Here is a 22,019-nt window from a genome sequence, read left to right as displayed (position 1 = left end):
GGGAGCTCAGCTGCCCCGTGTCAGCTGCCTCCGCCGCATCCGCCGCCTCCGCCGCAGGACGACCCGCCCCCGCAGGACGACGACGAGCCACCGCCGCAGGAGTGCCCCCCGTGGTGCCCGCCGGAACTGTCGGAGCTGCCCGAACTGCAGGAGACGCCCCCGCCGGCCGCACCGCCGACCCACCAGCTGTCGGAGCCGCTGGAGCTGCCGGAGCTGCTGGAGGAGCGGCCGCGCGACCTGCCGCCGCGGTAGGACCGCGCGGAACTGTGACTGCGCGCGTTGGCCGCCACGGCCACCACGAACCCGATGACGATCACCGCCAGGACGATGCCGAAGAACATGGCGTCACCCTCCTTCCCTGTCCCCCGAAGCGGCCCCCCGTGGGCGCCTCGCGCGACGTCCGAGCGCCGCGTGACCGGGGAATGCCCGCCCCGGCCGGCGGCCAAAGCGGAGTTGAGGAACTTCAGAGGGTTCTCCCGAGAAAGACGCCCCTGACCTGCGAGGAGGAGCAGGTCAGGGGCCGTCGGCTTGATGTTCTCGCCCGCGTACGACCCACGCCAGCCCCATGACCTGCAGCTTCGAGATGAAACACGCTCAATCAGATCGAAGTGTCGGGCAGGGCCCGGCACTTCGGCCGTTGCAGGCATCGGATCCTCACACAACGTCCGGCTGCCACGCGCGCAGTCGGCGGTCCAGGGAACGGCTGCCGCCCGGCGCGGCGGATGCCGGCCACCCGCCTGGCGGAGGCCCGGGTCGCCGCAGGCGGCCGCGCCCACCACACCCGCTGAGGACGAGGACGGTTGGTGGCTGCTCCACGAACTCAGGAGCAGAAGCGGCGACATCGCACGGCTGGCGCAGGGCCAGAACGGCCGGGAAATCCCCGCCGGCGCCCTCAAGCACCTGGAGGCGACCTGGCCGGACCGGTTCACGCGCGCCGACTTCCACACCTTGACCGATCCCCCGCACTCCATGGCGCGGTTCCTGGTCGCCGAGATCGCGACGCCGCACGCCCTGCGGGACGCGCTGCCGCGCGACATCTCGGCGAAGGCCGGCGTCCTCCGAGAGCCGACCCCCGGGCCGGAAGAGCGGGGCGCTCCTGCTCCTCGCCCCGCTGAGGTTCCCGCGCCACGCGGGGGCAGGACCGGCCATGAGTCAGGATGGTCCCCGGAGAATCCACGGGGACGGGTACACGAGTGAGGACGGTGGAGACGTGAACGCCAGGCCACTGCTGAACCGAAGGCTGGACGGACTCGGAACGACGATCTTCGCGGAGATGTCGGCACTGGCGACCGCGACGGGCGCGATCAACCTCGGTCAGGGCTTCCCCGACACCGACGGGCCGGAGGAGATCCGCGAGGCCGCGGTCCGCGCCCTACGGGAGGGGAAGGGCAACCAGTACCCGCCCGGTCCGGGCATCCCGGAACTGCGCGCCGCGATCTCCGACCACCAACAGCACTTCTACGACCTCGTCTTCGACCCGGACACCGAGGTGCTGGTCACCGCCGGCGCCACCGAGGCCATCGCCGCCACCATGCTGGCGCTCCTGGAGCCGGACGACGAGGTCATCGCCTTCGAGCCGTTCTACGACTCCTACGCCGCCTGCATCGCGATGGCCGGCGCGAAGCGCGTACCGCTCACCCTGCGCGCCCCGTCCTTCCGCCCCGACCTGGACGAACTGCGCGCCAAGATCACCCCGCGGACCCGCCTCCTTCTCCTCAACACCCCCCACAACCCGACCGGCATGGTCCTCACCGCCGACGAACAGAGCGCCATCGCCGCACTCGCCGTCGAACACGACCTGCTCGTCGTCACCGACGAGGTGTACGAGCACCTCGTCTACGAGGGCACGCACCGCCCCATCGCCGCCCTGCCGGGCATGCGTGAGCGCACCGTCTCCATCTCCTCCGCCGGCAAGACCTTCTCCTTCACCGGATGGAAGGTCGGCTGGGTCAAGGATTTTTCGCCCACCTATTTACTGGCGAGCTGAGGGCGAACGGGCCGATGCCCGCGAGGTCGCCCGTCTTCTTCGGCTGAGAATCACCTTCGATCCGAGGTTCCGGGCGAGATCATTCTTCGCCAGATCACTTACTAGCCGGACAGGGGGCTCATTTCGGGCGTACGGTTTCCGTCAACCGTGGAGGGAGGCTGGCCATCTCCGAGTTCGAAGAGCTTCATGACCTGGGCTACCTGGGGCGTGATGGACTGAGCTTGGTCTACAAGCTTCTGAAGGAGGAGGCGCGACGGTTCCCCGTGCTCGCCCCTGTAGCGGGGTGGCAGCCGGCAGACTGGGAGGATCTGTTCGGCGACTTCTTCGAGGAACGGGCCGAGGCTGTCACTTCCAACCTGCAGAGCCTGGCGACCGACGACGCGTCCATGGGGCGGCTCCTGCGCAGGTCGATTCGGAACTGGTTGATCGACAGAGCACGTGAAACAGGCCCGGGCGCGTTGCGGCGGCGCTTGGAGGAGGTGCTCTCCGCCGAGCCAGAGTTCGAGCAGGTCCCGGAAGGGCAGCCCGGCGCCAAGCGATGGAGGCTGCCGGGCAGCGGCTGGGCTCCATGGTCCGGTGACACTGCCAAGCTGGTGGAGGCCGCTCAGGCCGTCTCTGCTGTGCGGATCCCGAAGTGGTCCAATACCACGCGCCGGGCGCCGATTGCCGACCGGGCGTCGATCGTGGCCGTGGCCAGCGCAGTCCTGAGCGCAGCTGGTGGCTCCCTGGAGATCGCACAGTTGGTCGAAGTCTTCGTTGCGCGGTTCCCGATCGTGCTGGACCCGGTGATCGTGAGCACGGACGAGGGTTCCGACGGCATCTACCGAGACACAGCGTTGACACCCGAGGAGGCCGTAGTGGCCGCCGAGGAGGAGCTCGATGCAGCAGTGACCGCTGCGGAGATCGTGGGGATGCTCTCCCCGGAGGAACGCCGCATCGTGCCTATCGCGGACCAGCAGGCTAAGGTCCGGGAGCTGTTGGGATGCGGCCGGAGCCAAGCGTCCTTGAAGGTGAAGCGCCTCCGAGAGCGGCTGAAGCAGCTGGTCGGAGATCACGACGTTCACGGTGTAGGGCTGGAGGTGATCAGGCTGTGCAGCGAAACTCAGCAGGAGGAGTGACGCGCGGGCGGTCGGACGCCACGGCGGTTGTGACGTCAGACATGGGTGGACCCGTTCAGCCATGTCACCCGGGAGGACTCCATGAGTGAACCAGTGGTGCCCCAGCGTTTCCTTGATCTGGCCGCTGCGGTCCGGGCTCCGAAAGAGCTGTCGGCTGGAGGCTTGCGAGCAAGGTTCGGCGACCCGGCAGAGGTACGTCTCGCGGTTGGACAGGTGTGGCGTGCACGATGGGAGGAGACCAGTCTCCTCGTACTGGTCCTGGCAATTACTGACCGCGAAGTGAACGCCGTCCCCGTGACGATCGATCCTCCAGGGGAGGACGCAGCCAGCCTGGTGGTAGACGGCACCCGGACCGCCTTCGGCGTGGAGTCGACCGTGTGGGCAGGACTGGCCGGTCCAGTCCCTCTGCGTGTCCTCGACCGCGTGGTGGACCTTTGGGAGCCTGACCTCGTCGCTTGGGCTGCCGAGACGGCGGACGGGGGGGCGCCGTCCGTGCCAACAGGAGCTCGACAGGGCACCGTGCCCGCGTCGGTTTTCGACCCTTCCGAAGAGGTGCGAGCCGAGCTCGAAGACGACCTCGACGCCCTGCGGGCAGCGCCTGGCCTGCCTGAAGCGAAAGGAACAGAAAAGGTCGTCTCGCTGGGAGCACTGTTGAACGGTCTCCCCGATCTGCCGGTGCTGGGAGCAGCGTTGGGGGTCCCTCAACCGGAGGTGATGAGGATCTTGCGGGGCTCAGTTCCTCTGAAGCCGGGACAGGTGGAAGCGGTCGCGAGTGCGACGGGACTTTCCGTTGATGCCGTTGCCAAGACCGTGCGCCCCCTTCCCGCGGCTCTGGTGGCAGCGGCCGAGCATCCCCGTTGGCGAGAGACGTGGATTCGTAGAGCGAAGCGGTTGGGAGTCAGCGAAGAGGAAGCTCGCCTTTCAGGCGGTTATGGGACGCTCGCCATTGCTGCACGCGAAACCGGCGGTGCGGAACCGGACTGGGAAGGGCGACTCCAGCAGTTTCTGCGTGGTGAGGACCTCGCCGGATCGGATGCGTGATGCGGCGGCGTTTCGTGGAGGAAGCGCCTCGGCAGGCGCAGGCCATGCTCGGTGTCATCGAACGGCTTCACCCGGGTTGTCTCGCTGCGCTCCGCGATGACCCCCTGAGTGAGCTGGGCCGCTGGCCTGATGTTCAGGTGGTAATGGAACCCGAGGTCGGGGAAGGACGGTGTTCTGTCGCCGGAAGTTACAGGGACAGGACCGATCCGCCAACGCTTGTGGTTGGCGCTTCCCGGTCGTACCGGCGCCGCGGGTTCACTGGCCTGCACGAGCTGGGGCATCACCTGCAGCAGACGGACCCTGGCCTGGGTCAGGCACTTTTTGCTACGCAGGACTCGGAAGCCTTCGAGGACGCGGCATGCGACGCTTTCGCCGCCCGGGTGCTGCTTCCGGAGGGGGAGATTCCCGAGAACGTGCGCCTACGGGGACCATCCGCTACGGACGTGGTCGAGCTGTTCCAGCGCTCCCAGGCGTCGCGTGAAGCCTGCTGCGTCCGGGCAGCGGAATACCTTTCAGGCGGCGCGGTCGTCCTACTCGACCGTGCTGGCAGCGCAGTCTTCAGTTCCTCCCGAAGCCTGATCCCGCCGGCGCGTGGTTCCGACCAGTCGAGAACCCCCTTGATCGAGAGGGCACTGCGAACCGGAGCCATGGCACAGCACGACAAGACGTACGTCGAGTACCGCTCCGGCAGGGCGGGGGATGTCGTGTACGGGCAGGCAGCTTGGTGCGACGAGCAGTACTTGGTCGCGGTCCTCGTCCCGGACAATGCCCCCTGGCTCAAGTACTCGGCACCACGACCGGGGACCGGTGGTACCTGGTACGGCAGCCAGTCAGTCTGCGAGACATGCGGCGAGGCGTTCGAGGTCAGCGCCCCACCATGTGAGCAGTGCGGCGACGCTACATGCCCCGAAGGGCATTGTGCCTGCACAAGCGCCCGCATGAGCAGGGATCGAGCCTGCGACCGGTGCTTCCTGGTACTGGCGCCGAGCCGGTTCGACGGCACCCGTCGCATCTGCCGCGACTGCGCTTGAGCACTCTCTCGGGATGCCGATGCCCCCTCGGCCGGACGGTTCCCGCGGTGTGACGTCAGGTACTGGTGAGCAGCTACAGGGCTGCTCGGCCCGCTGTGGCGGGCCTGACAGCCGGGTCTGACGCCCCACAAGAGGAATCGAGAAACAGATGGGATATACCCACGACGTCTTGGACGACATCCGCTCCCAGATCGACGCCCACGCCGAGCCGTTGGCAGAGGCCCGCAACCGGTTGGCCTTGGTCCGCTCCGCAGCCACGGCATTCCCCGGATCCCTGCGAACCTACGCGAGTGGATCACTGGCCCAGCACACCTTCATTCACCCGGTCGGCGACGGAGACGGCGGCCTAGTCCTCGACCGCCGCATCTACCCTCGGCTCGGACCCGACGGTGGCGGTGAGACTCCTGCCGACATTACGGCAGAACTCTGCGGGTTGTTGGGCTCCGCGGTTCGCGAGGTGTACCCGAACGCCCATTGCGGGACCTCCAAGCGCGGCCCGAAGCTGACATTCGGCCAGCCGACGGACGGCCAGGACCCCACCGTGGACCTGGTCGTCGCGTTGACCCGCAAGGACGCAGCGGGCCTGTGGATTCCCAACCTCAAGAACGACACATGGGAGGCTTCCGACCCCGAGCGCCACGTCGAGTTGTTCACCTCCGGGAGTCTTTCCTTGCAGCGCACCCGGCGTCGGGTCGTACGCCTGTTGAAGGCGTGGAACAAGCAGTACAGCGTCCCGGGCTTCTCCTCCCACAACCTGACCGTCTGGGCTTGGGAGTTCATCGAGCCCGGCATGGGAATGGCGACCGCGCTGAGCACCGTACTGACGAAGGCGGCCCGACGGGTCGACTCCGGAAACGCCACGGTTGACCCGGCCGGGGTATCGCCGAACGTGCGGCTGCTCGTCCCGCGCGACACCGCGTCCCGCAGGCTGCATACGGCGGCCGCTGGGCTGGATGAAGCGCTCGCCCACGATGACGATCGTGACGCCGTCCTCTCGGCACTGTCTCGGGTCTTCTACAAGTACATCGACGACCCGTCTTCTCGCGGTCTCGCGCAGAAGATCGGGGCGCTGCGCCAATCGGGCCCGGTCTCAAGCGCCCTCCTGGGGCTGAGCGGTCCACCCGTAGCGATCCCCGCAGTCCGCTCGTACGGCGCCCCGGCCGACAGCCGGTGAGTCGGCCCGTCGCGTGGCGAGAGCCGGCCTGGTTCACCAGACCGGCTCTCCGCTTCGCCTTCCAGCGCGGCATCGAAGCCTGCGGCCCGACGGCAAGGATCGTAAGACCTCCCCGCCGGTACCCGGGCGGCTTCGCGCTGGCCGTACACCTCGACCTGCCCGACATCCCCGAGCAGACCGTCACCATCGTCTTCAGCCACTACTTCCCCCATACACCACACATCTACAGTGACGGCCCAAACGAATCACCGCACCGCTACGCCGAGGGAGCCCTGTGCATCTGGTACCCGTACGACCCGGCCGAGCAGCAGTGGACACGCCGTGACGGACCGGCGATCCTACTCGGGTTGATCGTCGCGCACCTGCTCAAGGAAGAGTGGTGGCGCCTCACCGGCGAGTGGCCCGGACAAGAGGCTCCCCACCACACACCCGAGGCCCGCAGCTAGCCGAATCAGGGAGGGCAGCGTGACCACGCCACCGCCACCACCAGCCCTTCCCTCGCCCAGCATGATCACGGCGACGACACCGTCCACCCGACTCCAGCTTCCACATCCCCGTCCCCCGGACCCGGGGCACTGACGTCGGCGCTAGTCTCCGGGGCCGTCCTCGCTGCCGCCATCGCCGCAACCATCAACCTGTGGCTGGCCCGGAGTAGGTCCCGTGAAGAAGAGCGCGGACGCCTTCGCGCGGCCTTCGCGGAAGCCTTCGTCGCCTACACCACCTACAAGGAGATGCCGTACGCCATCCGTCGCCGCCACGCTGATCAAGCCGCAGAAGAACGCGTCCGTCTCTCGGAAATCCTCCGCGAGACCCAAGCCCAACTCGCTTACCATCTCGCCTGGACCGCCCTGGAGTCACCCGCCGTCGGCGACGCCTACAAGAACCTCGTTCAACACCTCCGCCGGACGGCTGGCATTGCAATGCACGAGGCGTGGGAAGCTCCCGCCATCACCAGCGACACTCAGATGAACATCCCACCGGCCGTCATCGACCTCAGCGAACTCGTCCAATACGAGACCGCATACCTCGATGCCGTCCGCGCCCACCTGCACGAGCTCCTACCGTGGTGGAAACGCCTGCGCTCCTGACCCCCATGAGGCTTCCACGCGTGGTGAGATCCGGCGGATCACCGTCTCAAATCCCAAACAGCGTGCACTCGCTGACAGTGCCTCAATTCCGTGGCGCGCTCCTAGAGAAATCCCAAACGGCGTGCACTCAGCAGCGCGCGGCCTACGTCTTCTACTGTCCTTCCTGAAGCCAGGGATCACCGGCTCACTCGTCCGCTGGGAGATCCCGCGACATCAGGAAGGAACCATGTCGTGCAGCTGAGGCTGATGTACGTGATCATTGCGGTCCTCGTGGCGCTTGTCGCCGCTCTGGCCGGCAGCGTCTTGACCGTCATCGAGGGAGGGCGGCCCGCTGCGGCCTTCAAGACTGGGGCAGTGACCTTCGCCGGCTCCCTGACGCTCCTCATCGTGGTCATGGGCGCCCTGGGTGTGGTGGGCTCGTGAGCGACGTAGGTGCCCTTGGAGGGTACGTACATGCCTCCTCGCTCGACGAGGTGCTCGCGAAGGTGCACCAGCACCGCGCGCACCTCTCGCGGCTGATGAACGCTCACGACGCGACTCGCCTCATCCTCGGACTGCTGTACCTGAGCCGAAAAGCACACGCCAATCCCGGCGCCGGCGTACCGACATGGTCGTGGTTGCTGGGGCAGTCGGCAGAGCGCGGTTCGGGAATCCGCGCTGCCGTGAGCAAGTGTCTGAGCCACTGGCTTCCCGCAGCCGACGAGCAGGACCCAGACGTGGGCACGAGGAGCCTGATGCCCGTTCCGCCCTCCGGTTCCGAAGGATCACTGCACGCTCTCATCCAAGCCATCGGCTCCACTCAGCTGGTCAGGCCCCTGCTCGACCACTGCCTCCGTGACCTCTCGGCGGACCAGGCCCAGGCTGACGGCAGCCACTACTTCACGCCGGACGACATGGCCCGCCTCATGGTCGGTGCGGCCGTCCCTCGCGACGGGCACAGAGTGCTGGACCCGGTCTGCGGTTCAGGGGGACTGCTTGTCGAGAGTCACCGCTACGTCCGCGAACGCGTCGGGCTGGACCCGACCATGTCCTTGCAGGGGAAGGAGCAGCACGCCCACACCTCGCAGGTGGCCCGCATGAACTTCGCGGTGCGGGGGATCACGGCCCATGTCTTCCCGCCCGGAGACAGCCTCGCGGAGCCCGAACCCGAGCCGTACGACATCGTCCTGGCCAACCTTCCCTTCAACCAGCGCAACTGGGCGTTGGAGGGCGAGGCAGAGCAAACTCGCCGGTCGGGCTTTGCAGTCCCTGTCGATCCCCGCTGGCCGGAGGAACCGCCGTCCCGAGGGTCCGCCAACCCCGCGTGGATTCAGCACATCGCGCACGCGCTTGCTCCTTCCGGACGTGCCGTCTTCCTGATGGCCGACAAGATGGCCAACAGCAGGCAGCCCGTCACCCGAAGGCTCCGCCAACGTCTCCTGCGTGACGACCTTGTCGAGTGCGTGATCGCTCTGCCGCCTCGCGTGTTCGGTCAGTCCAAAGCCCCCGCCTGTCTGTGGGTGCTCAACAGGGACAAGAGCGCGCGCCCCGGCTGGGGTACCCGGGACCGTCGCCAGCAGGTGCTGTTCGTCAACGCGCGGCGAGCCTTCGAACCGGTCCCGGATTCGAGAGCGCGAAGGCTGGGCGACAAGAACACGGCATTGATCCTGACCACTCTGGCGGCCTGGCGTGGCCTCTCCGAGAACGGTGCCACGGCCTCGCCGTACAACGACGCAGCCGGCTGGTCCCGAAGCTGCTCCACCAAGGAGATCGCCGACCACGAGTCCAGCCTGATGCCGACCTCGTACGCCGTGGAGCCCCCCAGCCCCGAACGGGACACGCGAAGCCGGGTCGAGCAACTCAAGCTCGAACTGGTCGATCAGCTCGACCAGATGCGCGTCCTGGAACTCCGGCTGCTGGACGTCTTGGAGGAGATCTGATGGAAGCCAATGCGCACCAGGTCGCCTCGGATGGGGCGGCTTGGAGGACGACTTCCATCAAGATCGAGCGGCCCCGCATCTACACCACCTCCGGTTTCCTCGACGACGCGACCGCCGAGCAGACTGCAGGAGTCGTCAGCTCGACGTTCGTCCAGAACGGCAGAATCCTCGCGCCCAGGGCCAACGAGTGTCGGCCGGGTGATTCCCCGCCCAGCCGGGCAACCCTCAGGGAGGGCGACCTGGCCGTCGTACTCGTCCGACGGGTGGGCGACTCCGCACTAGTCACCGCCGAGCACGCAGGATGTACAGCGACCAGGTCGATCGGCATCATCCGCGCTGAACCGCACATAGTGCGGTGGCTGCGTATCTGGCTACAGACACCCACGGCGAAGGCTCGCATCGACGAGGACGTGACGGCACACGTCGAGCCCACCGTCAGCCTCGACACCCTCCACCGCATGCCGTTTCCGCTTCCTCCGGCAGACGTAATCAATGCGTACCACCAGACGTTCGGCCTCATCGAGGAGATGACCGCCCTCTATCAGGAGACCGCCCGCAAGGCGGTGGAACTGGCGGACGCCCTCCATGACGACTGGGCGTCGACGATTCCGCCCTGGGAGACACGATCGCTTGCGAATGTCGCCAAACCGAAGACGGGCAAAGGTTCTGAACGCTCGCTTCCCCCGTTGCCCGCAGAACCCACCACCGACGTAACCGATGTAGTGGCCCCTAAAGATCTCTACGACCTCCCCGTGCCCCACGTCCAGAGGTTCCGCCTGAGCAGTCCTGCGAACAACGTCGAGGTGCATCCGCCCGGCACCTTAATGCTGAGCACCCGTTCCGACGGCGCGCACATCGCCGTGCCGAGCCGACCAGCAACACCTCTCAGAGGCGTCGTTGCCGTACGACCTAATGACGAAGAAGACGGTTGGTGGCTGCTCCACGAACTCAGGAGCAGGAGCAGCGACATCGCACGGCTTGCGCAGGGCCAGAACGGCCGGGAAATCTCCGCCGGCGCCCTCAAGCGCCTGGAGGTCACCTGGCCGGACCGGTTCACGCGCACCGACTTCCACGCGACGGCCGAGCCCCTGCATGCCGCGGCGCGACTCGTGGTCGCCAAGATCACAACGCTGCACACTCTGCGGGACGCACTACTGCGCGACATCTCAGCGAAGGCCGGCGTCCTCCGAGAACCGACAACCGAGCCGGAAGAGCAGGGCGCTCCTGCTCCTCGCCCCACTGCGGCCCCCTCACCACGGGGGTATGACCGGCAATGAGTCAGGATGGTCCCCGGAGAACCGACAAGCATCCGCGTGAGAACGGTGGAGACATGAACGCCAGGCCGCTGCTGAACCGAAGGCTGGACGGACTCGGGACGACGATCTTCGCGGAAATGTCGGCGCTGGCGACCGCGACGGGCGCGATCAACCTGGGCCAGGGCTTCCCGGACACCGACGGCCCCGAGGAGATCCGCGAGGCCGCAGTCCGCGCCCTGCGGGAGGGCAAGGGCAACCAGTATCCGCCCGGCCCCGGCATCCCGGAACTGCGTGCCGCGATCTCCGACCACCAGCAGCGCTTCTACGACGTCTCCTTCGACCCCGACACCGAGGTCCTGGTCACCGCCGGCGCCACCGAGGCCATCGCCGCCACCATGCTGGCGCTGCTGGAGCCGGACGACGAGGTCATCGCCTTCGAGCCCTTCTACGACTCCTACGCCGCCTGCATCGCGATGGCCGGCGCAAAGCGCGTGCCGCTCACCCTGCGTGCCCCGTCCTTCCGCCCGGACCTCGACGAGCTGCACGCCAAGATCACCCCGCAGACCCGCCTCCTGCTCCTCAACACCCCTCACAACCCGACCGGGATGGTCCTCACCGCCGACGAGCAGAGCGCCATCGCCGCGCTCGCCATCGAGCACGACCTGCTCGTCGTCACCGACGAGGTGTACGAGCACTTGGTCTTCGAGGGCACGCACAGCCCCATCGCGGCCCTGCCCGGGATGCGCGAACGCACGGTCACCATCGGCTCGGCCGGCAAGACCTTCTCCTTCACCGGATGGAAGGTTGGCTGGGTCACGGCGAACGGTCCCCTCGTCTCCACCGTCCGGACAGCAAAGCAGTACCTGACGTACGTCAGTGCGGGGCCGTTCCAGTACGCGATCGCCGAGGCACTGCGCCTGCCGGACTCGTACTTCGAGAACTTCCGCGCCGACCTCCGCCGCAAGCGCGACCTGCTCGGCGACGGCCTGCGCGCGGCCGGGTTCGAGGTCTACCAGCCCCAGGGCACGTACTTCATCACCACCGACATCACGCCCTTCGGGGAGAAGGACGCCTATGCCTTCTGCCGCGTGCTTCCCGAACGGTGCGGAGTCGTCGCCATCCCCAACTCCGTGTTCTACGACGACCCGGACGCCGGCCGCAGCCAAGTTCGGTTCACCTTCTGCAAGAGGGACGACGTTCTCCGCGAGGCCATCGGCCGCCTGCAACAACTGGCGTCCTGAACTCACAGCCCCTTCGTCCCGAATCAGGTTCAATCAAGATCGGCACCAGGTGGTTTGCTGTTTTGCCTGGTCAGGGCGCGGGGTGCTGTGGTCTGGCGGGTTGGCTCCCAGGCGGCTCCCAGGCGGCTCCCAGTACGGGACGTCGCCGGGGGAGGCATGCCTCAGCCAACGGTTTGCCCCCTTGATCGCGACGTTCTGGCCAGAGGACATGAACTTGTCGCGGCTCTGCTGCCCCTGCTCGGCAAAGACGAAAGAGCCGTTACTGGTAGTCGTTCCCTCCAGCGCCCAGCCCAAAGAACCGCTCGAAGAACTGTGTCAATGTTTCGATCACACTCTTCTTCTTGTCGCTGTGGCCGCCATCGCGACTGAAACGAGAGACGGGGGGCAGGATCTTCGTAATCTCCGTACCAGTCGTACGGATCTGCCCGTCACGGAACGCGGCCGTGATGAACGCCCGCGTCTGCTCGGGCTTGAGTTTTTGCTCCTCGATGATCGCCGCGAGTTCAGTATCTCGCTTCGCCTCCACGTACGCCTGCCACTGTTCATCGACAGCACCGTGCACAGACAGCGAGTTCACGAAGTCTTCAACAAGGTCGCGCTTGCTCCGCAGGCTCGGGCTAGCGTCGACCGCACGCGAGATCTGGGCACGAATCTCTCTGTCCTCACCGACCCCACGCTCGGCCCGCATCTTCTCAACGAGCAACAAGATGTAGTCAACGCCGATCTCGACCTGCTTGACCAGCTCGATCTCGAAGACAACATCCTCGTTGATGCGTTCCTTCTCCGCGGCGGTCTCCGCACGGAACTCGGCGTACAAGTTGAGATATACACTGCGGTAGTCTTGGTGCTTGCGCTCTGTCAACAGGTCCTGGCCGACGAAGTCGTCGAACTCGGTCAGGATGTTGTGCAGCCGCAATACGGCACCAAAAAGGTTGATGAAATCCTTCTGGGCCTGCTCCCCGATGATAGGGGTGCCAAGCGGGAAGGTCCGTAGCAGCTCGGTGACCTTCTCGACGTACTCGCTGTAGTACTCGCTGTAGGACGGCACGATGACGATGCCCTTGGAGTCCCTGTTCCCGAACAGCTCGAGCGCCGCGTTCGTCTCCTCTTCAAGGTCACGGAAGACAACGATATTCCCGTGGCGTTTGACGGAGTTGAGTATCCGATTGGTGCGCGAGTATGCCTGAATCAAACCATGCATCTTCAGGTTCTTGTCGACGAACAGCGTGTTGAGCGTTGTCGCGTCGAAGCCGGTGAGGAACATGTTCACCACGATGACCAAGTCGATCTCGCGGTTCTTCATTCTCTGCGACAGATCCTTGTAATAGTTCTGGAACTTGTCGGTGCTGGTGTCGTAACTGGTGCCGAACATCGCGTTGTAGTCCCGGATTGCATCTTCCAGGAATGTGCGCGCATCTCCGCTCAGTGCGTCGGTGTCAAACGCCTCGTCGTCAAGGATCCCGTCATCGGTGGCCTCGTTCGCGCCGTAGGAGAAGATGATCCCCACCTTCAGCCGCTGATCCGGGGTGAGCGCCTCCTGTTGATGCTTGAACTGCAAGTAGTAGCGCTGCGCTGCCTCGATTGAGGCGGTGGCGAGCAGGGCGTTGAAGCCGCGGACTCGCTTCTTCTCACGAAGCGCCTCTACTTGGCGCCTCGTCCGGGTCGATTCCGCAACATTGACGACAATCGCGTGCTCATAGCTCGTCTGCCGCTTCGTCTTCTGATCGAAGTGCTCCAAGATGTACGTCGTGATCTCGCTGAGTCGGCGCACATCCAACAGAGCGCGCTCCCGATCGATCGCCGAGACCTGCTTATCGTCTGGGTTGCCGACCTTGATCGTGTTGATGTAGTCAATTCGGAACGGCAGGACATTCCTGTCCGTGATCGCGTCTATGATCGTGTACGTGTGCAGCTTGTCACCGAAAGCCTGCTCAGTGGTCTTCAGCAGCGGGTTCCCGCCGCTCGAGGAGTTGACCGGGAAGATCGGGGTACCGGTGAAGCCGAACAGGTTGTACCGCTTGAAGGCTCGCGTGATGTCGGTGTGCATGTCGCCGAACTGCGACCGGTGACACTCGTCGAAGATGATCACAGTGTGGCCCGAGAACACCTCGTGTCCCCGGTTCGCCTGGATGAACGTCGACAGCTTCTGGATTGTCGTGATGATGATGCTTGCGTTCGGATCCTCGAGCTGCTTCTTCAAGATCGCCGTAGACGCGTTCGAGTTGGCGGCGCCTTTCTCGAAGCGGTCGTACTCACGCATCGTCTGGTAGTCGAGGTCCTTGCGGTCGACGACGAACAACACTTTCGCGACATCGGGTAGCTTCGATGCCAACTGCGCAGCCTTGAACGACGTCAGCGTCTTGCCCGACCCGGTCGTGTGCCAGACGTACCCGCCCGCCTCGACGGTGCCAAGCGTCCTGCGGTTCGTCGAGCACTCGATCTTCCGCAAGATCCGCTCCGTCGCCACGATCTGGTACGGCCGCATCACTAGCAGGTCACGGTCGGCTGTCAACACGCAGTACTTCGTCAGCACGTTCAACAGCGAGTGCTTGGCGAAGAACGTCTTGACGAACGCGGTCAGCTCCGCGATCGGCTTGTTCTGCGCGTCCGCCCACCACGACGTGAACTCGAACGAGTTGCTTGACTTCTTGCCCTTTCCCGCGCCGGCAGCTTTCTGGTTGTCCTTCAAGTGCTTTGAGCGGGTGCTGTTGGAGTAGTACTTCGTCAGCGTGCCGTTACTTATCACGAACAACTGCACATACTCGAACAACCCAGAGCCTGCCCAAAAGCTATCGCGCTGGTACCGGTTGATCTGGTTGAACGCCTCACGGATGTCCACCCCACGACGCTTGAGCTCGATATGCACCATCGGCAGACCGTTGACTAGCACCGTCACGTCGTACCGATTAGCGAAACTTGCACCGCCCTCGCCCCGGTCAACCTCGTACTGGTTGATGACCTGCAGACGATTGTTGTGGACGTTCTTCTTGTCGATGAGAGTGATGTTCTTCGTCGAACCATCGTCACGCTTCAGAAGCTGAACGTGGTCATCCTGGACCCGTAGTGTCTTCTCCACGATGCCCTCGTTCTGTCCGGCGATCTTGGTGGAGAAGAACGACTCCCACTCAGAATCCGAGAACGACACGTGGTTTAGTGCCTCAAGCTGGGTCCGCAGGTTCGCGACCAGTTGCGCCTCCGATGTGATCGGGAGGTACTCATACGCCTGCGCCTCCAGCAGACGGATCATCTCCCGCTCAAGCGCCGCCTCCGATTGGTATGCCGCGGCTCCAGAGGCATCAGGGACGTACTCAGCAACGACGGTACTTTCAGCCGAGACGGCTACCGGGTCGTACTTGCGCGCCTGCGCTTCCCTCATGCCGCAGCCTCTTTGAACGTCAAGAGCCGATCACGGTAGTGCTCGTACTGCTTGCGGCGAAATGAGATCTCAGGAGGTAGCTCGAGACTGATGCCCCTGACGAGAGAATCAAAATCGTCGAGCGTCTCAACGATCTTCTCCTGCACTGCCAGATTCGGGACTGGGATCCTGATATCGGCGAGACCAGCCGCTGACAGCCTCTTCACCTTAGCCCGAGACACATGGCGTTCCTTCTGGCGATGAAAATCCCTTGTCTGCACTGCATAAGCGACATACTTAGGATTCAACGGAGAGGTAAAGACAAACGTGTCGTCGTGTGTCGCTACTGGTTCATTTCCTAGCCACGCAACAGCTTTACCCACGTCTTCAACCGTTTCGCCAACACCGGCGAATACTACGCTCCCAGGCTCTGCATACCGGAGTTGATCGTGAAGCTCAACACGGACCTGCCTAACGGCCTCGTTAGTGGAGGTTCCATATTCGGTATAAATCTCACCGTAATGGATACTTGGGATTCCAGAATCGACCACATCGTTCTTGGTGAAACGACGTCCACGCACAAAGGAACCAACGTCACCTAGGCGAGTATACTCCGCCCCGACAGCCTCGCTCACCAACTTATCTCGGTAGTACTGATACTGGCGGTGGCGCGCTTCCAGTTCCGCCTCCAGTTCCGCCTCCAGTTCCGCCTCCAGCTGACTGAAATGATCGAGAACCCCCACGATTTTCCGCTGCGCTTCAAGGGGCGGGACGGGGATTAGGATCTTCGAGAGCGAATCGCCGGAGATGCGACGGACCTTCGTCCCAGAGATAAAGCGACGCTTCTGTTTCTGGAAAAACGTCGACTGGAAGAAGTACGAGACGTACTTCGGATCAAGTCCATGACGAAAAATGTAAGCATCTCCGCTCAGCACGGCCTCCACCTTGCCAAGCCAAGCGGTTGCCTTGGCAACGGCGTCGTCGTCCTCGCTAGTTGTCGCGATCAAGAGGTCTCCCGGCTTCGCGTGGCGAAGCTTGGCTGCGATGACCTGGTCGGTAAATGACTTTGTCTCGGTCGCCCATACGCCATAGGAGGTGTGGATCTGGCCGTAGTGCACTGCGGGGACGCCCTTATCGCGCAGATCCGCTTTCTGCAGTCCCTGCCCGCGCATAAACTCGCCGATTTGACCGAGCGCGCGGTACTCGACTCCGTTGGAAGACAACTCCTGAGAAATTTCGCTGATGCCACTCACGCGGCGCCTCCTCCCGTGATCTCGCTAATATTCTCGACGTTCCAGCCTAGCTCTTCGATCGCTCGCGCATATTCGTTGTCCCGGCTAACCTCGTCAACAACGCCTAGGACCAACTGGAGACAGGGCTTGAATTTCTGGAGCGCTTCCTCTTCGCTTGACTCGCCATGAATAATTTCACTGAGCTCGCGAAATAGTTGATAGCCGTCACTTGAGAAACGTCGCGGAATGATGTTGCGAACTTGATTCACCTTTTCCAATACTACGGAGAAAGGGGCATTTCGTCCGTTAGGCTTCTTTGTGTCAATCTTGGCGATATCGGCCACTTCGAACGTAACGAGCTCGAAGATCTTCCGGAGGTAGATGATCGACCCAGCACCGAGCTGATTCTCGTACGCGAGCTGCGCTCGCTTGACCAGATCCGAGAATGGGCCACGATGGCTATCGACTCTGTCGGCGCGGTCACGAAGATTTTCCGTGTAGCGCTCGACACGCACTTCCGGCGCGAAACTGGAAATATCGCTGTTGCTGCCGATCAGGAACCATATCTCCACGGATGACCGGCACTCGATGCACTGCAGTGTGGCGTCGATACTGATCTGATTGTTGCCAAGGCCCAAACATGACAGCTCATCTCCAGACATGAAGGTTCGCTGAGCATCACAGGCGCGACAATGGAAGTTCCGGAGGACCTTCCCTACCTTGATCCTTTTGTGCTTACCCCACTTCAGTACGTGGCCGTCGAGAAAACCATCCACTTGCATAGTTGCCACAGCGGGAGCGTCGGAGAGGAGTTTAGACAAGCGCATTTCCCCCCGCTTCCAGATCGGAAACGATCGCGTCGATCGACGTGCGCAGCTCTGCCTGCCGCGCCACGATGCGGGCGATCTCGGCGTTCAACTCGACGATGTCGACCTCCGTGCGCGTGTCCTCCGACTCCACATAAGAGGACACAGCGATGTTGTAGTCGTTCGCGGCAATGTCCTCGATGCTGACGAGCGTGGAGAAGTGATCTTCCGGCTCTCGCGCGGTGAACGCATCGAGAATCCTTGCCTGGTGCTCCTCGAACAGCTTGTTCTTGTTGCCAACACGCTTGTACTCGGCTGAGGCGTCGATAAAGAGTACGTCGCTGGAGTTTTTCGACTTCTTCAGCACTAGAATGCACGTGGCGATCGTGGTTCCGAAGAACAGGTCGGCAGGCATCTGGATGACCGTATCGACGTAGTTGTTGTCGATCAGGTACTGACGGATCTTCTTTTCCGCACCCCCGCGGTACAGGACCCCAGGGAACTCGACGATCGCGGCCGTACCGTTGACGGCGAGCCAGCTGAGCATGTGCATCGTGAAGGCCAGGTCGGCCTTCGACTTCGGCGCCAGCACGCCCGCCGGCGCAAACCGCTCATCGTTGATCAGCAGCGGGTTCGCGTCACCTTCCCACCTGGTCGAGTACGGTGGGTTGGAGACGATCGCCTCGAACGGTTCATCGTCCCAGTGCGCCGGGTCAATGAGAGTGTCGCCGTGCGCGAGGTTGAAGTCGGAGTAGTTCACGTCGTGTAGGAACATATTGATCCGGGCAAGGTTGTACGTGGTCAGGTTGATCTCCTGACCGTAGAAACCCCGGCGGACATTGTTCTTGCCGAGCACTTTGTCGAATTTCAGCAGCAGCGAGCCCGACCCGACCGCCGGGTCATAGACCTTGTTAACCTGCTTCTTGCCGACGACCGTGATGCGCGCCAGCAGTTCCGAGACCTCCTGCGGCGTGTAGTACTCGCCACCGGACTTGCCCGCGTTGGCCGCGTACATCTGCATCAGGTATTCGTAGGCATCGCCGAACAGGTCGATCGAGTTGTCCTCAAACCGCCCCAGCGGCAGATCGCCGATGGCGTCGAGCAACTTCACGAGCTTCTGGTTGCGCTTGGCGACCGTTCCTCCGAGCTTGTTGCTGTTGACGTCAAGATCGTCAAACAGCCCCTTCAGATCGTCCTCGCTGTCGGTTCCCAGTGCCGAGCCCTCGATGTTCTTGAAGACCCGAGCGAGCGTTTCGTTGAGGTTCTCGTCCCGTGCAGCGCGCTCGCGGACATTGGCGAACAGTTCCGACGGCAGAATGTAGAAGCCCTTCTCTGCCACCACCTCGTCACGAGCGAACTCGGCCTGCGCGTCGGGAAGCACCTTGTAGTCGAACGACTCATCTCCAGCTTCATGTTCGCCGCGGTTGATGTACGCCGTTAGGTTCTCGGAGATGAAGCGGTAGAAGAGCATGCCCAGCACGTAGCTCTTGAAGTCCCAGCCGTCGACACTGCCGCGCAGGTCGTTCGCGATACGCCAGATCGTCTTGTGCAGCTCTGCCCGCTGGCCTTCTTTGGTGGTCGGTGCCATGTTGCAGCTATTCTCCTCCGCGCCACGGCGCGATCATGTTGCCTCGAAGTGCGCACCTAGGGTACCGGCGACACAGTCGCGGCAGCTGTAGTTACGATCATGGTGGGGTGACTGCAGTTATGGGTGACAGGTTCGGTTAGTACTCCAGCAGGACTTCGCTGTCTGACCTGGTCTTTTCGCCGGGTGGCGGGAGTGTAGCGGGGCTCCGGTCGTGCGGGGGCGGTCTCGCGGAGACCGCCCCTCGATCGTGCGACAACGCCGCAGATAGTGACAGCGGCGGGGCGGCCTCCGAGGGTGATCACCGAGTCTGCCGCCGTGCGCACGGGAACCCCCTCGGCCACCGCCCGCGCGGAGAGCCCGGCTTCTGACAGCGCCCCGCCGGTCGTGAGACCCGAGATGCCTGCGCCCACGACGACCGTCACGACTTTCTCCTCACACCCCAGCTCTCTGCTCAGCTCCGATGCCCACCGATTGCCCCACTGGCGATCCCGCTGACCAGCGCGCGCATCGCCGCGTTCGAGAGAAGCAACGGCCCACGGCTGATGTTCTTGGAGTCGCGCACTGCGGCGTGTCCGCCCATTTCCGCGACTTCCACGCAGTCGTTCGCACCCCCGCTGTACGAGCTCTTCCGCCACCGCGCTTGCGCAAGATCGACGTCGTGCAGGGCGGCCATGCTGGGCATGCTCACTCTTCGAGCTCCTTGCTGATGCGTGCGATGCGGGTGCGGGTCTCCGACGGGTCGAGGGCGGTGCTCCTCAACTGGTCAAAGATGTCCGTGTAGTTCTCCACATCCTGTGGGGACTCGAGATACACGGAGTTCTTGGGATTCTCCAGCCACACCAGGTCCGGCGTGGGGGACGGGAACGTCAGGATGACGAACGGGCCGTACAGCCCGGGATGCGCGCCGAGCGAGAACGGCAGCAGCTGCACGGTGACGTTCGGCCGCTCGCTCGCCTCCACCAGCTTCCGCATCTGGTCGCGCATCACTTCGACGGAGCCGACCGTCCTACGCAGCACGGCTTCGTCGAGGATCGCCCAGAGCCTGGCAGGGGCCTCACCGCCCAGGCGGCTGTTCTGCCGCTCCATGCGGACCCTGACCAGGGACTCGACCTGCGGCGGGGACAGGTCCTTCCTCATCTGGGTGATCACGGCACGGGCGTAGTCCTCGGTCTGGAGCAGCCCCGGCACGAGCATCGGCTGGTAGCTGGCGAGGTGCGTCGCGCCAGCCTCCAGCGCGAGGTACCCGTCGTAGCGCGTCGGGGTGAGCACCGTCGAGTACTTCCGCCACCAGGGCTTCTGCTGCTCCTTGTCCGCTCGCACTAGGTCGAGCGCGTCGGCGCGCCGGTCGTCGTCCTTGACGCCGTACAGGTCCAGCAGTGCCCGGACGAGTACCGGCGTCGTGCCGCGTTCGCCGTTCTCGATCCGGCTCAGCGACCCCTGGTTGACCTCCAGTTGGTCGGCGACCTCGGTGAGGGTGAGCCCGGTCGCATCACGCAGTTCCTTCAGCCGTGCCGCGAGCTGTCGCCGGTACACCGACTGCGGGACCAGGCTTCTCTTCAAGGCCATGCCGGAAGTCTCTCCGTACCGGCGACACCTCTACAACCCATACGGGTCAACTTCACCAGACATATTGCCCAGTTGGTGGTTGCGTCGGCATGCTGTCAGGAGTCGCGGCGCGCGTTCGTACGGGCGTGCGCCGCAGCCGACCGATGGGCGAGCAGGCCACGACCTCGCTACCGGCACGCGCCTTCGCGTCGGTTCTGCACGCCGTACCAGGAGGGTGGGCCATGCCACGGACAACGCTGCTCCGGCAGCTGCTCCAGCAACGGCACCTGACGACGCACGAGGCTTTCGCCGCCCAGTACGAGCGGGCCGCCGCCCGGCTAGCAGAGCTCGACCGAGACCCCCGCCTGGCGTCCCTCCAGGTCTCCCCACGCCAGTTCGACCGCTGGTACGGCGGAGAGTTGCTGACCCTGCCCCGTCCTGACGCCTGCCGAGTGCTGGAGCACATGCTGGGCAGACCCGTGTCCGAGCTGTTCTCCACGGGGGACGACGGCGACTCCGCGCACGACGGCGTCGAGGAACCGCGCACGCGCCAGCAGGTGACGAGTCCTGCTCCGCCACGCGAGGACGACGAGAACCCGCTGGACATCGTCACCCGGACCCGGCAGCTCACGGCCAGCAACGCCGACGACGCGACGCTCGCCTTCCTCGACTCCTCCCTGGAGGGCATCGCCAGCCGGTACGAACAGGACGGGCCGTACGTCCTCCGCCCCCAGGCCCGCCAGGTGCGGCAGCTCGCCCACACCCTCCTCGACGGCCGCCAGCCCCCACGCACGCGCCGGGAGCTCTTCCGCGTCGCCGCCCGCGCCTCCGGCCTGCTCGGCTACATGGCGGTGAACACGGGCGACTTCGCGCTCTCGGAGGCGTACTGCACCGAAGCCCGGGAACTCAGCCGTGAGATCGGCGACCTGGACACCGACCTCTGGGCGTGCGGCACCCTCTCCTTCAGCCTCTACTACGCCGGCCGGTACGACGAGGCGGACGCCTGCGCCGCCGCGGCCGTCGAGCGAGCCCCGCGCCACGCCCAGTGCATCCGCCTGCTCGCCAACGGCCGGGCCCGGGCCCTCGGCAAGACCGGCGACCGGCGTGCCGTCGAGCAGACCATCGGACAGGCACTCCGCCTCTCCGACCTCCACGAGGTGCCCGTCGGTCTGACCTCCTGCATCTCCTTCGAGCCGTACGGACGGGCCAGGACGCTGGCCAACGCCGTCACATCACACGTCGCGCTGCGCAACACGGCCCAGGTACTGCGCGACGCCGAGCACATCGACGATCTGGTGGAGCACTCGCCCTCCTCCTGGAGCCGTTCGCTCGTACGCCTCGACGTCGCCACCGCGCTGCTGCAGCAGCGCACGCCCGACGTCGACCACGCGATGGCATTGGGCCGTGAGGCCCTGCGGTTGTGCGGAGACACACCGATCAGCTCCGTCTACCAACGCTCCCGCGACCTGCACGAGCAGGCCGGGCCGTGGCGTGATCACCCGGCGGTACGCGATTATGGCGACGAGTTCCGGACCTGGAGCTCGCAGCCAGCGGCCCTGGCCGTGGCGTCATCCGCGTCGTAGGCGCCGAGGGGGACGTCGTACTCCGGGGCAGTGTGAAGCCGAAGGAGTACGTCGG

Annotated in this window: 18 protein-coding genes and 1 pseudogene; 12 read left to right on the top strand and 7 right to left on the bottom strand. The window is 64.6% G+C overall.

Going from position 1 to position 22,019, the window contains the following annotated elements:
* Positions 1–20: 20 nt before the first annotated feature.
* Positions 21–341 (bottom strand): hypothetical protein, encoded by a 321-nt coding sequence (locus QA802_RS22665; protein WP_334525730.1) that lies wholly within the window; start codon positions 339–341, stop codon positions 21–23.
* Between the two features lie 869 nt (positions 342–1,210).
* On the opposite strand from QA802_RS22665, the pseudogene QA802_RS22660 reads away from it, so the two are divergent.
* The 11 genes and pseudogenes from QA802_RS22660 to QA802_RS22615 form a co-directional block, all read left to right on the top strand.
* Positions 1,211–1,966, top strand: a pseudogene (locus QA802_RS22660) (aminotransferase class I/II-fold pyridoxal phosphate-dependent enzyme); the annotation flags it as partial.
* 242 nt (positions 1,967–2,208) lie between these two features.
* Positions 2,209–3,105, top strand: coding sequence for a hypothetical protein (locus QA802_RS22655; RefSeq protein ID WP_334525727.1), 897 nt, complete (start codon positions 2,209–2,211; stop codon positions 3,103–3,105).
* Positions 3,106–3,186: 81 nt separating this feature from the next.
* Complete coding sequence (locus QA802_RS22650) at positions 3,187–4,146, top strand: hypothetical protein (protein ID WP_334525724.1); 960 nt, start codon at positions 3,187–3,189, stop codon at positions 4,144–4,146.
* Positions 4,146–5,177, top strand: a complete 1,032-nt coding sequence (locus QA802_RS41645) for an ImmA/IrrE family metallo-endopeptidase (RefSeq protein WP_443042163.1) — start codon at positions 4,146–4,148, stop codon at positions 5,175–5,177. The genes QA802_RS22650 and QA802_RS41645 overlap by 1 nt, the downstream gene beginning before the upstream one ends.
* Before the next feature lie 169 nt (positions 5,178–5,346).
* Positions 5,347–6,351: a hypothetical protein gene (locus QA802_RS22645; RefSeq protein ID WP_334525721.1), complete on the top strand. Its 1,005-nt coding sequence runs from the start codon at positions 5,347–5,349 to the stop codon at positions 6,349–6,351.
* On the top strand, positions 6,348–6,797 hold the full coding sequence (locus QA802_RS22640) for a type II CBASS E2 protein (RefSeq protein WP_334525718.1): 450 nt from the start codon (positions 6,348–6,350) through the stop codon (positions 6,795–6,797). The genes QA802_RS22645 and QA802_RS22640 overlap by 4 nt, the downstream gene beginning before the upstream one ends.
* 285 nt (positions 6,798–7,082) lie before the next feature.
* Positions 7,083–7,439: a hypothetical protein gene (locus tag QA802_RS22635; protein WP_334525716.1), complete on the top strand. Its 357-nt coding sequence runs from the start codon at positions 7,083–7,085 to the stop codon at positions 7,437–7,439.
* A gap of 231 nt (positions 7,440–7,670) precedes the next feature.
* Positions 7,671–7,862: a hypothetical protein gene (locus QA802_RS22630; RefSeq protein ID WP_334525713.1), complete on the top strand. Its 192-nt coding sequence runs from the start codon at positions 7,671–7,673 to the stop codon at positions 7,860–7,862.
* Between the two features lie 311 nt (positions 7,863–8,173).
* Positions 8,174–9,358: an N-6 DNA methylase gene (locus tag QA802_RS22625; RefSeq protein WP_334525711.1), complete on the top strand. Its 1,185-nt coding sequence runs from the start codon at positions 8,174–8,176 to the stop codon at positions 9,356–9,358.
* Positions 9,358–10,635: a restriction endonuclease subunit S domain-containing protein gene (locus tag QA802_RS22620; RefSeq protein WP_334525709.1), complete on the top strand. Its 1,278-nt coding sequence runs from the start codon at positions 9,358–9,360 to the stop codon at positions 10,633–10,635. Before QA802_RS22625 ends, QA802_RS22620 begins: the two co-directional genes overlap by 1 nt.
* Positions 10,636–10,688: 53 nt before the next feature.
* Complete coding sequence (locus QA802_RS22615) at positions 10,689–11,855, top strand: pyridoxal phosphate-dependent aminotransferase (protein ID WP_334525706.1); 1,167 nt, start codon at positions 10,689–10,691, stop codon at positions 11,853–11,855.
* A gap of 259 nt (positions 11,856–12,114) precedes the next feature.
* Here QA802_RS22615 and QA802_RS22610 read toward each other — a convergent pair whose 3' ends face one another.
* The 6 genes from QA802_RS22610 to QA802_RS22585 form a co-directional block, all read right to left on the bottom strand.
* Positions 12,115–15,231, bottom strand: a complete 3,117-nt coding sequence (locus QA802_RS22610; protein WP_334525703.1) for a type I restriction endonuclease subunit R — start codon at positions 15,229–15,231, stop codon at positions 12,115–12,117.
* Positions 15,228–16,463 (bottom strand): restriction endonuclease subunit S, encoded by a 1,236-nt coding sequence (locus tag QA802_RS22605; RefSeq protein WP_334525700.1) that lies wholly within the window; start codon positions 16,461–16,463, stop codon positions 15,228–15,230. The genes QA802_RS22610 and QA802_RS22605 overlap by 4 nt, the downstream gene beginning before the upstream one ends.
* Positions 16,460–17,233 (bottom strand): hypothetical protein, encoded by a 774-nt coding sequence (locus tag QA802_RS22600; RefSeq protein ID WP_334525697.1) that lies wholly within the window; start codon positions 17,231–17,233, stop codon positions 16,460–16,462. The genes QA802_RS22605 and QA802_RS22600 overlap by 4 nt, the downstream gene beginning before the upstream one ends.
* A 22-nt stretch (positions 17,234–17,255) precedes the next feature.
* Positions 17,256–18,836, bottom strand: coding sequence for a type I restriction-modification system subunit M (locus tag QA802_RS22595; RefSeq protein WP_334525695.1), 1,581 nt, complete (start codon positions 18,834–18,836; stop codon positions 17,256–17,258).
* Positions 18,837–19,287: 451 nt separating this feature from the next.
* A complete protein-coding gene (locus QA802_RS22590; RefSeq protein ID WP_334534805.1) occupies positions 19,288–19,518 on the bottom strand; it encodes a DUF397 domain-containing protein in 231 nt (76 codons plus the stop codon).
* A 2-nt stretch (positions 19,519–19,520) separates the two neighbouring features.
* A complete protein-coding gene (locus tag QA802_RS22585) occupies positions 19,521–20,402 on the bottom strand; it encodes a helix-turn-helix domain-containing protein (protein WP_334525692.1) in 882 nt (293 codons plus the stop codon).
* A 221-nt stretch (positions 20,403–20,623) separates the two neighbouring features.
* On the opposite strand from QA802_RS22585, the gene QA802_RS22580 reads away from it, so the two are divergent.
* Positions 20,624–21,964: an NsdA family TPR-like regulatory protein gene (locus QA802_RS22580; RefSeq protein WP_334525690.1), complete on the top strand. Its 1,341-nt coding sequence runs from the start codon at positions 20,624–20,626 to the stop codon at positions 21,962–21,964.
* Positions 21,965–22,019 lie beyond the last annotated feature (55 nt).

The sequence above is a fragment of the Streptomyces sp. B21-105 genome, from assembly GCF_036898465.1.
Classification (GTDB): Bacteria; Actinomycetota; Actinomycetes; order Streptomycetales; family Streptomycetaceae; genus Streptomyces.
This window is presented reverse-complemented; position numbering and strand designations above follow the sequence as displayed.

Bases quoted from the DNA above. Each gene is read 5' to 3' on its own strand.
- QA802_RS22615 (WP_334525706.1), top strand. From the start codon at position 10,689: ATGAACGCCAGGCCGCTGCTGAACCGAAGGCTGGACGGACTCGGGACG.
- QA802_RS22590 (WP_334534805.1), bottom strand. From the start codon at position 19,518: ATGCCCAGCATGGCCGCCCTGCACGACGTCGATCTTGCGCAAGCGCGG.
- QA802_RS22635 (WP_334525716.1), top strand. From the start codon at position 7,083: ATGCCGTACGCCATCCGTCGCCGCCACGCTGATCAAGCCGCAGAAGAA.
- QA802_RS22650 (WP_334525724.1), top strand. From the start codon at position 3,187: ATGAGTGAACCAGTGGTGCCCCAGCGTTTCCTTGATCTGGCCGCTGCG.
- QA802_RS22585 (WP_334525692.1), bottom strand. From the start codon at position 20,402: ATGGCCTTGAAGAGAAGCCTGGTCCCGCAGTCGGTGTACCGGCGACAG.
- QA802_RS22620 (WP_334525709.1), top strand. From the start codon at position 9,358: ATGGAAGCCAATGCGCACCAGGTCGCCTCGGATGGGGCGGCTTGGAGG.
- QA802_RS22610 (WP_334525703.1), bottom strand. From the start codon at position 15,231: ATGAGGGAAGCGCAGGCGCGCAAGTACGACCCGGTAGCCGTCTCGGCT.
- QA802_RS22625 (WP_334525711.1), top strand. From the start codon at position 8,174: ATGCCCGTTCCGCCCTCCGGTTCCGAAGGATCACTGCACGCTCTCATC.
- QA802_RS41645 (WP_443042163.1), top strand. From the start codon at position 4,146: ATGCGGCGGCGTTTCGTGGAGGAAGCGCCTCGGCAGGCGCAGGCCATG.
- QA802_RS22665 (WP_334525730.1), bottom strand. From the start codon at position 341: ATGTTCTTCGGCATCGTCCTGGCGGTGATCGTCATCGGGTTCGTGGTG.
- QA802_RS22595 (WP_334525695.1), bottom strand. From the start codon at position 18,836: ATGGCACCGACCACCAAAGAAGGCCAGCGGGCAGAGCTGCACAAGACG.
- QA802_RS22580 (WP_334525690.1), top strand. From the start codon at position 20,624: ATGCCACGGACAACGCTGCTCCGGCAGCTGCTCCAGCAACGGCACCTG.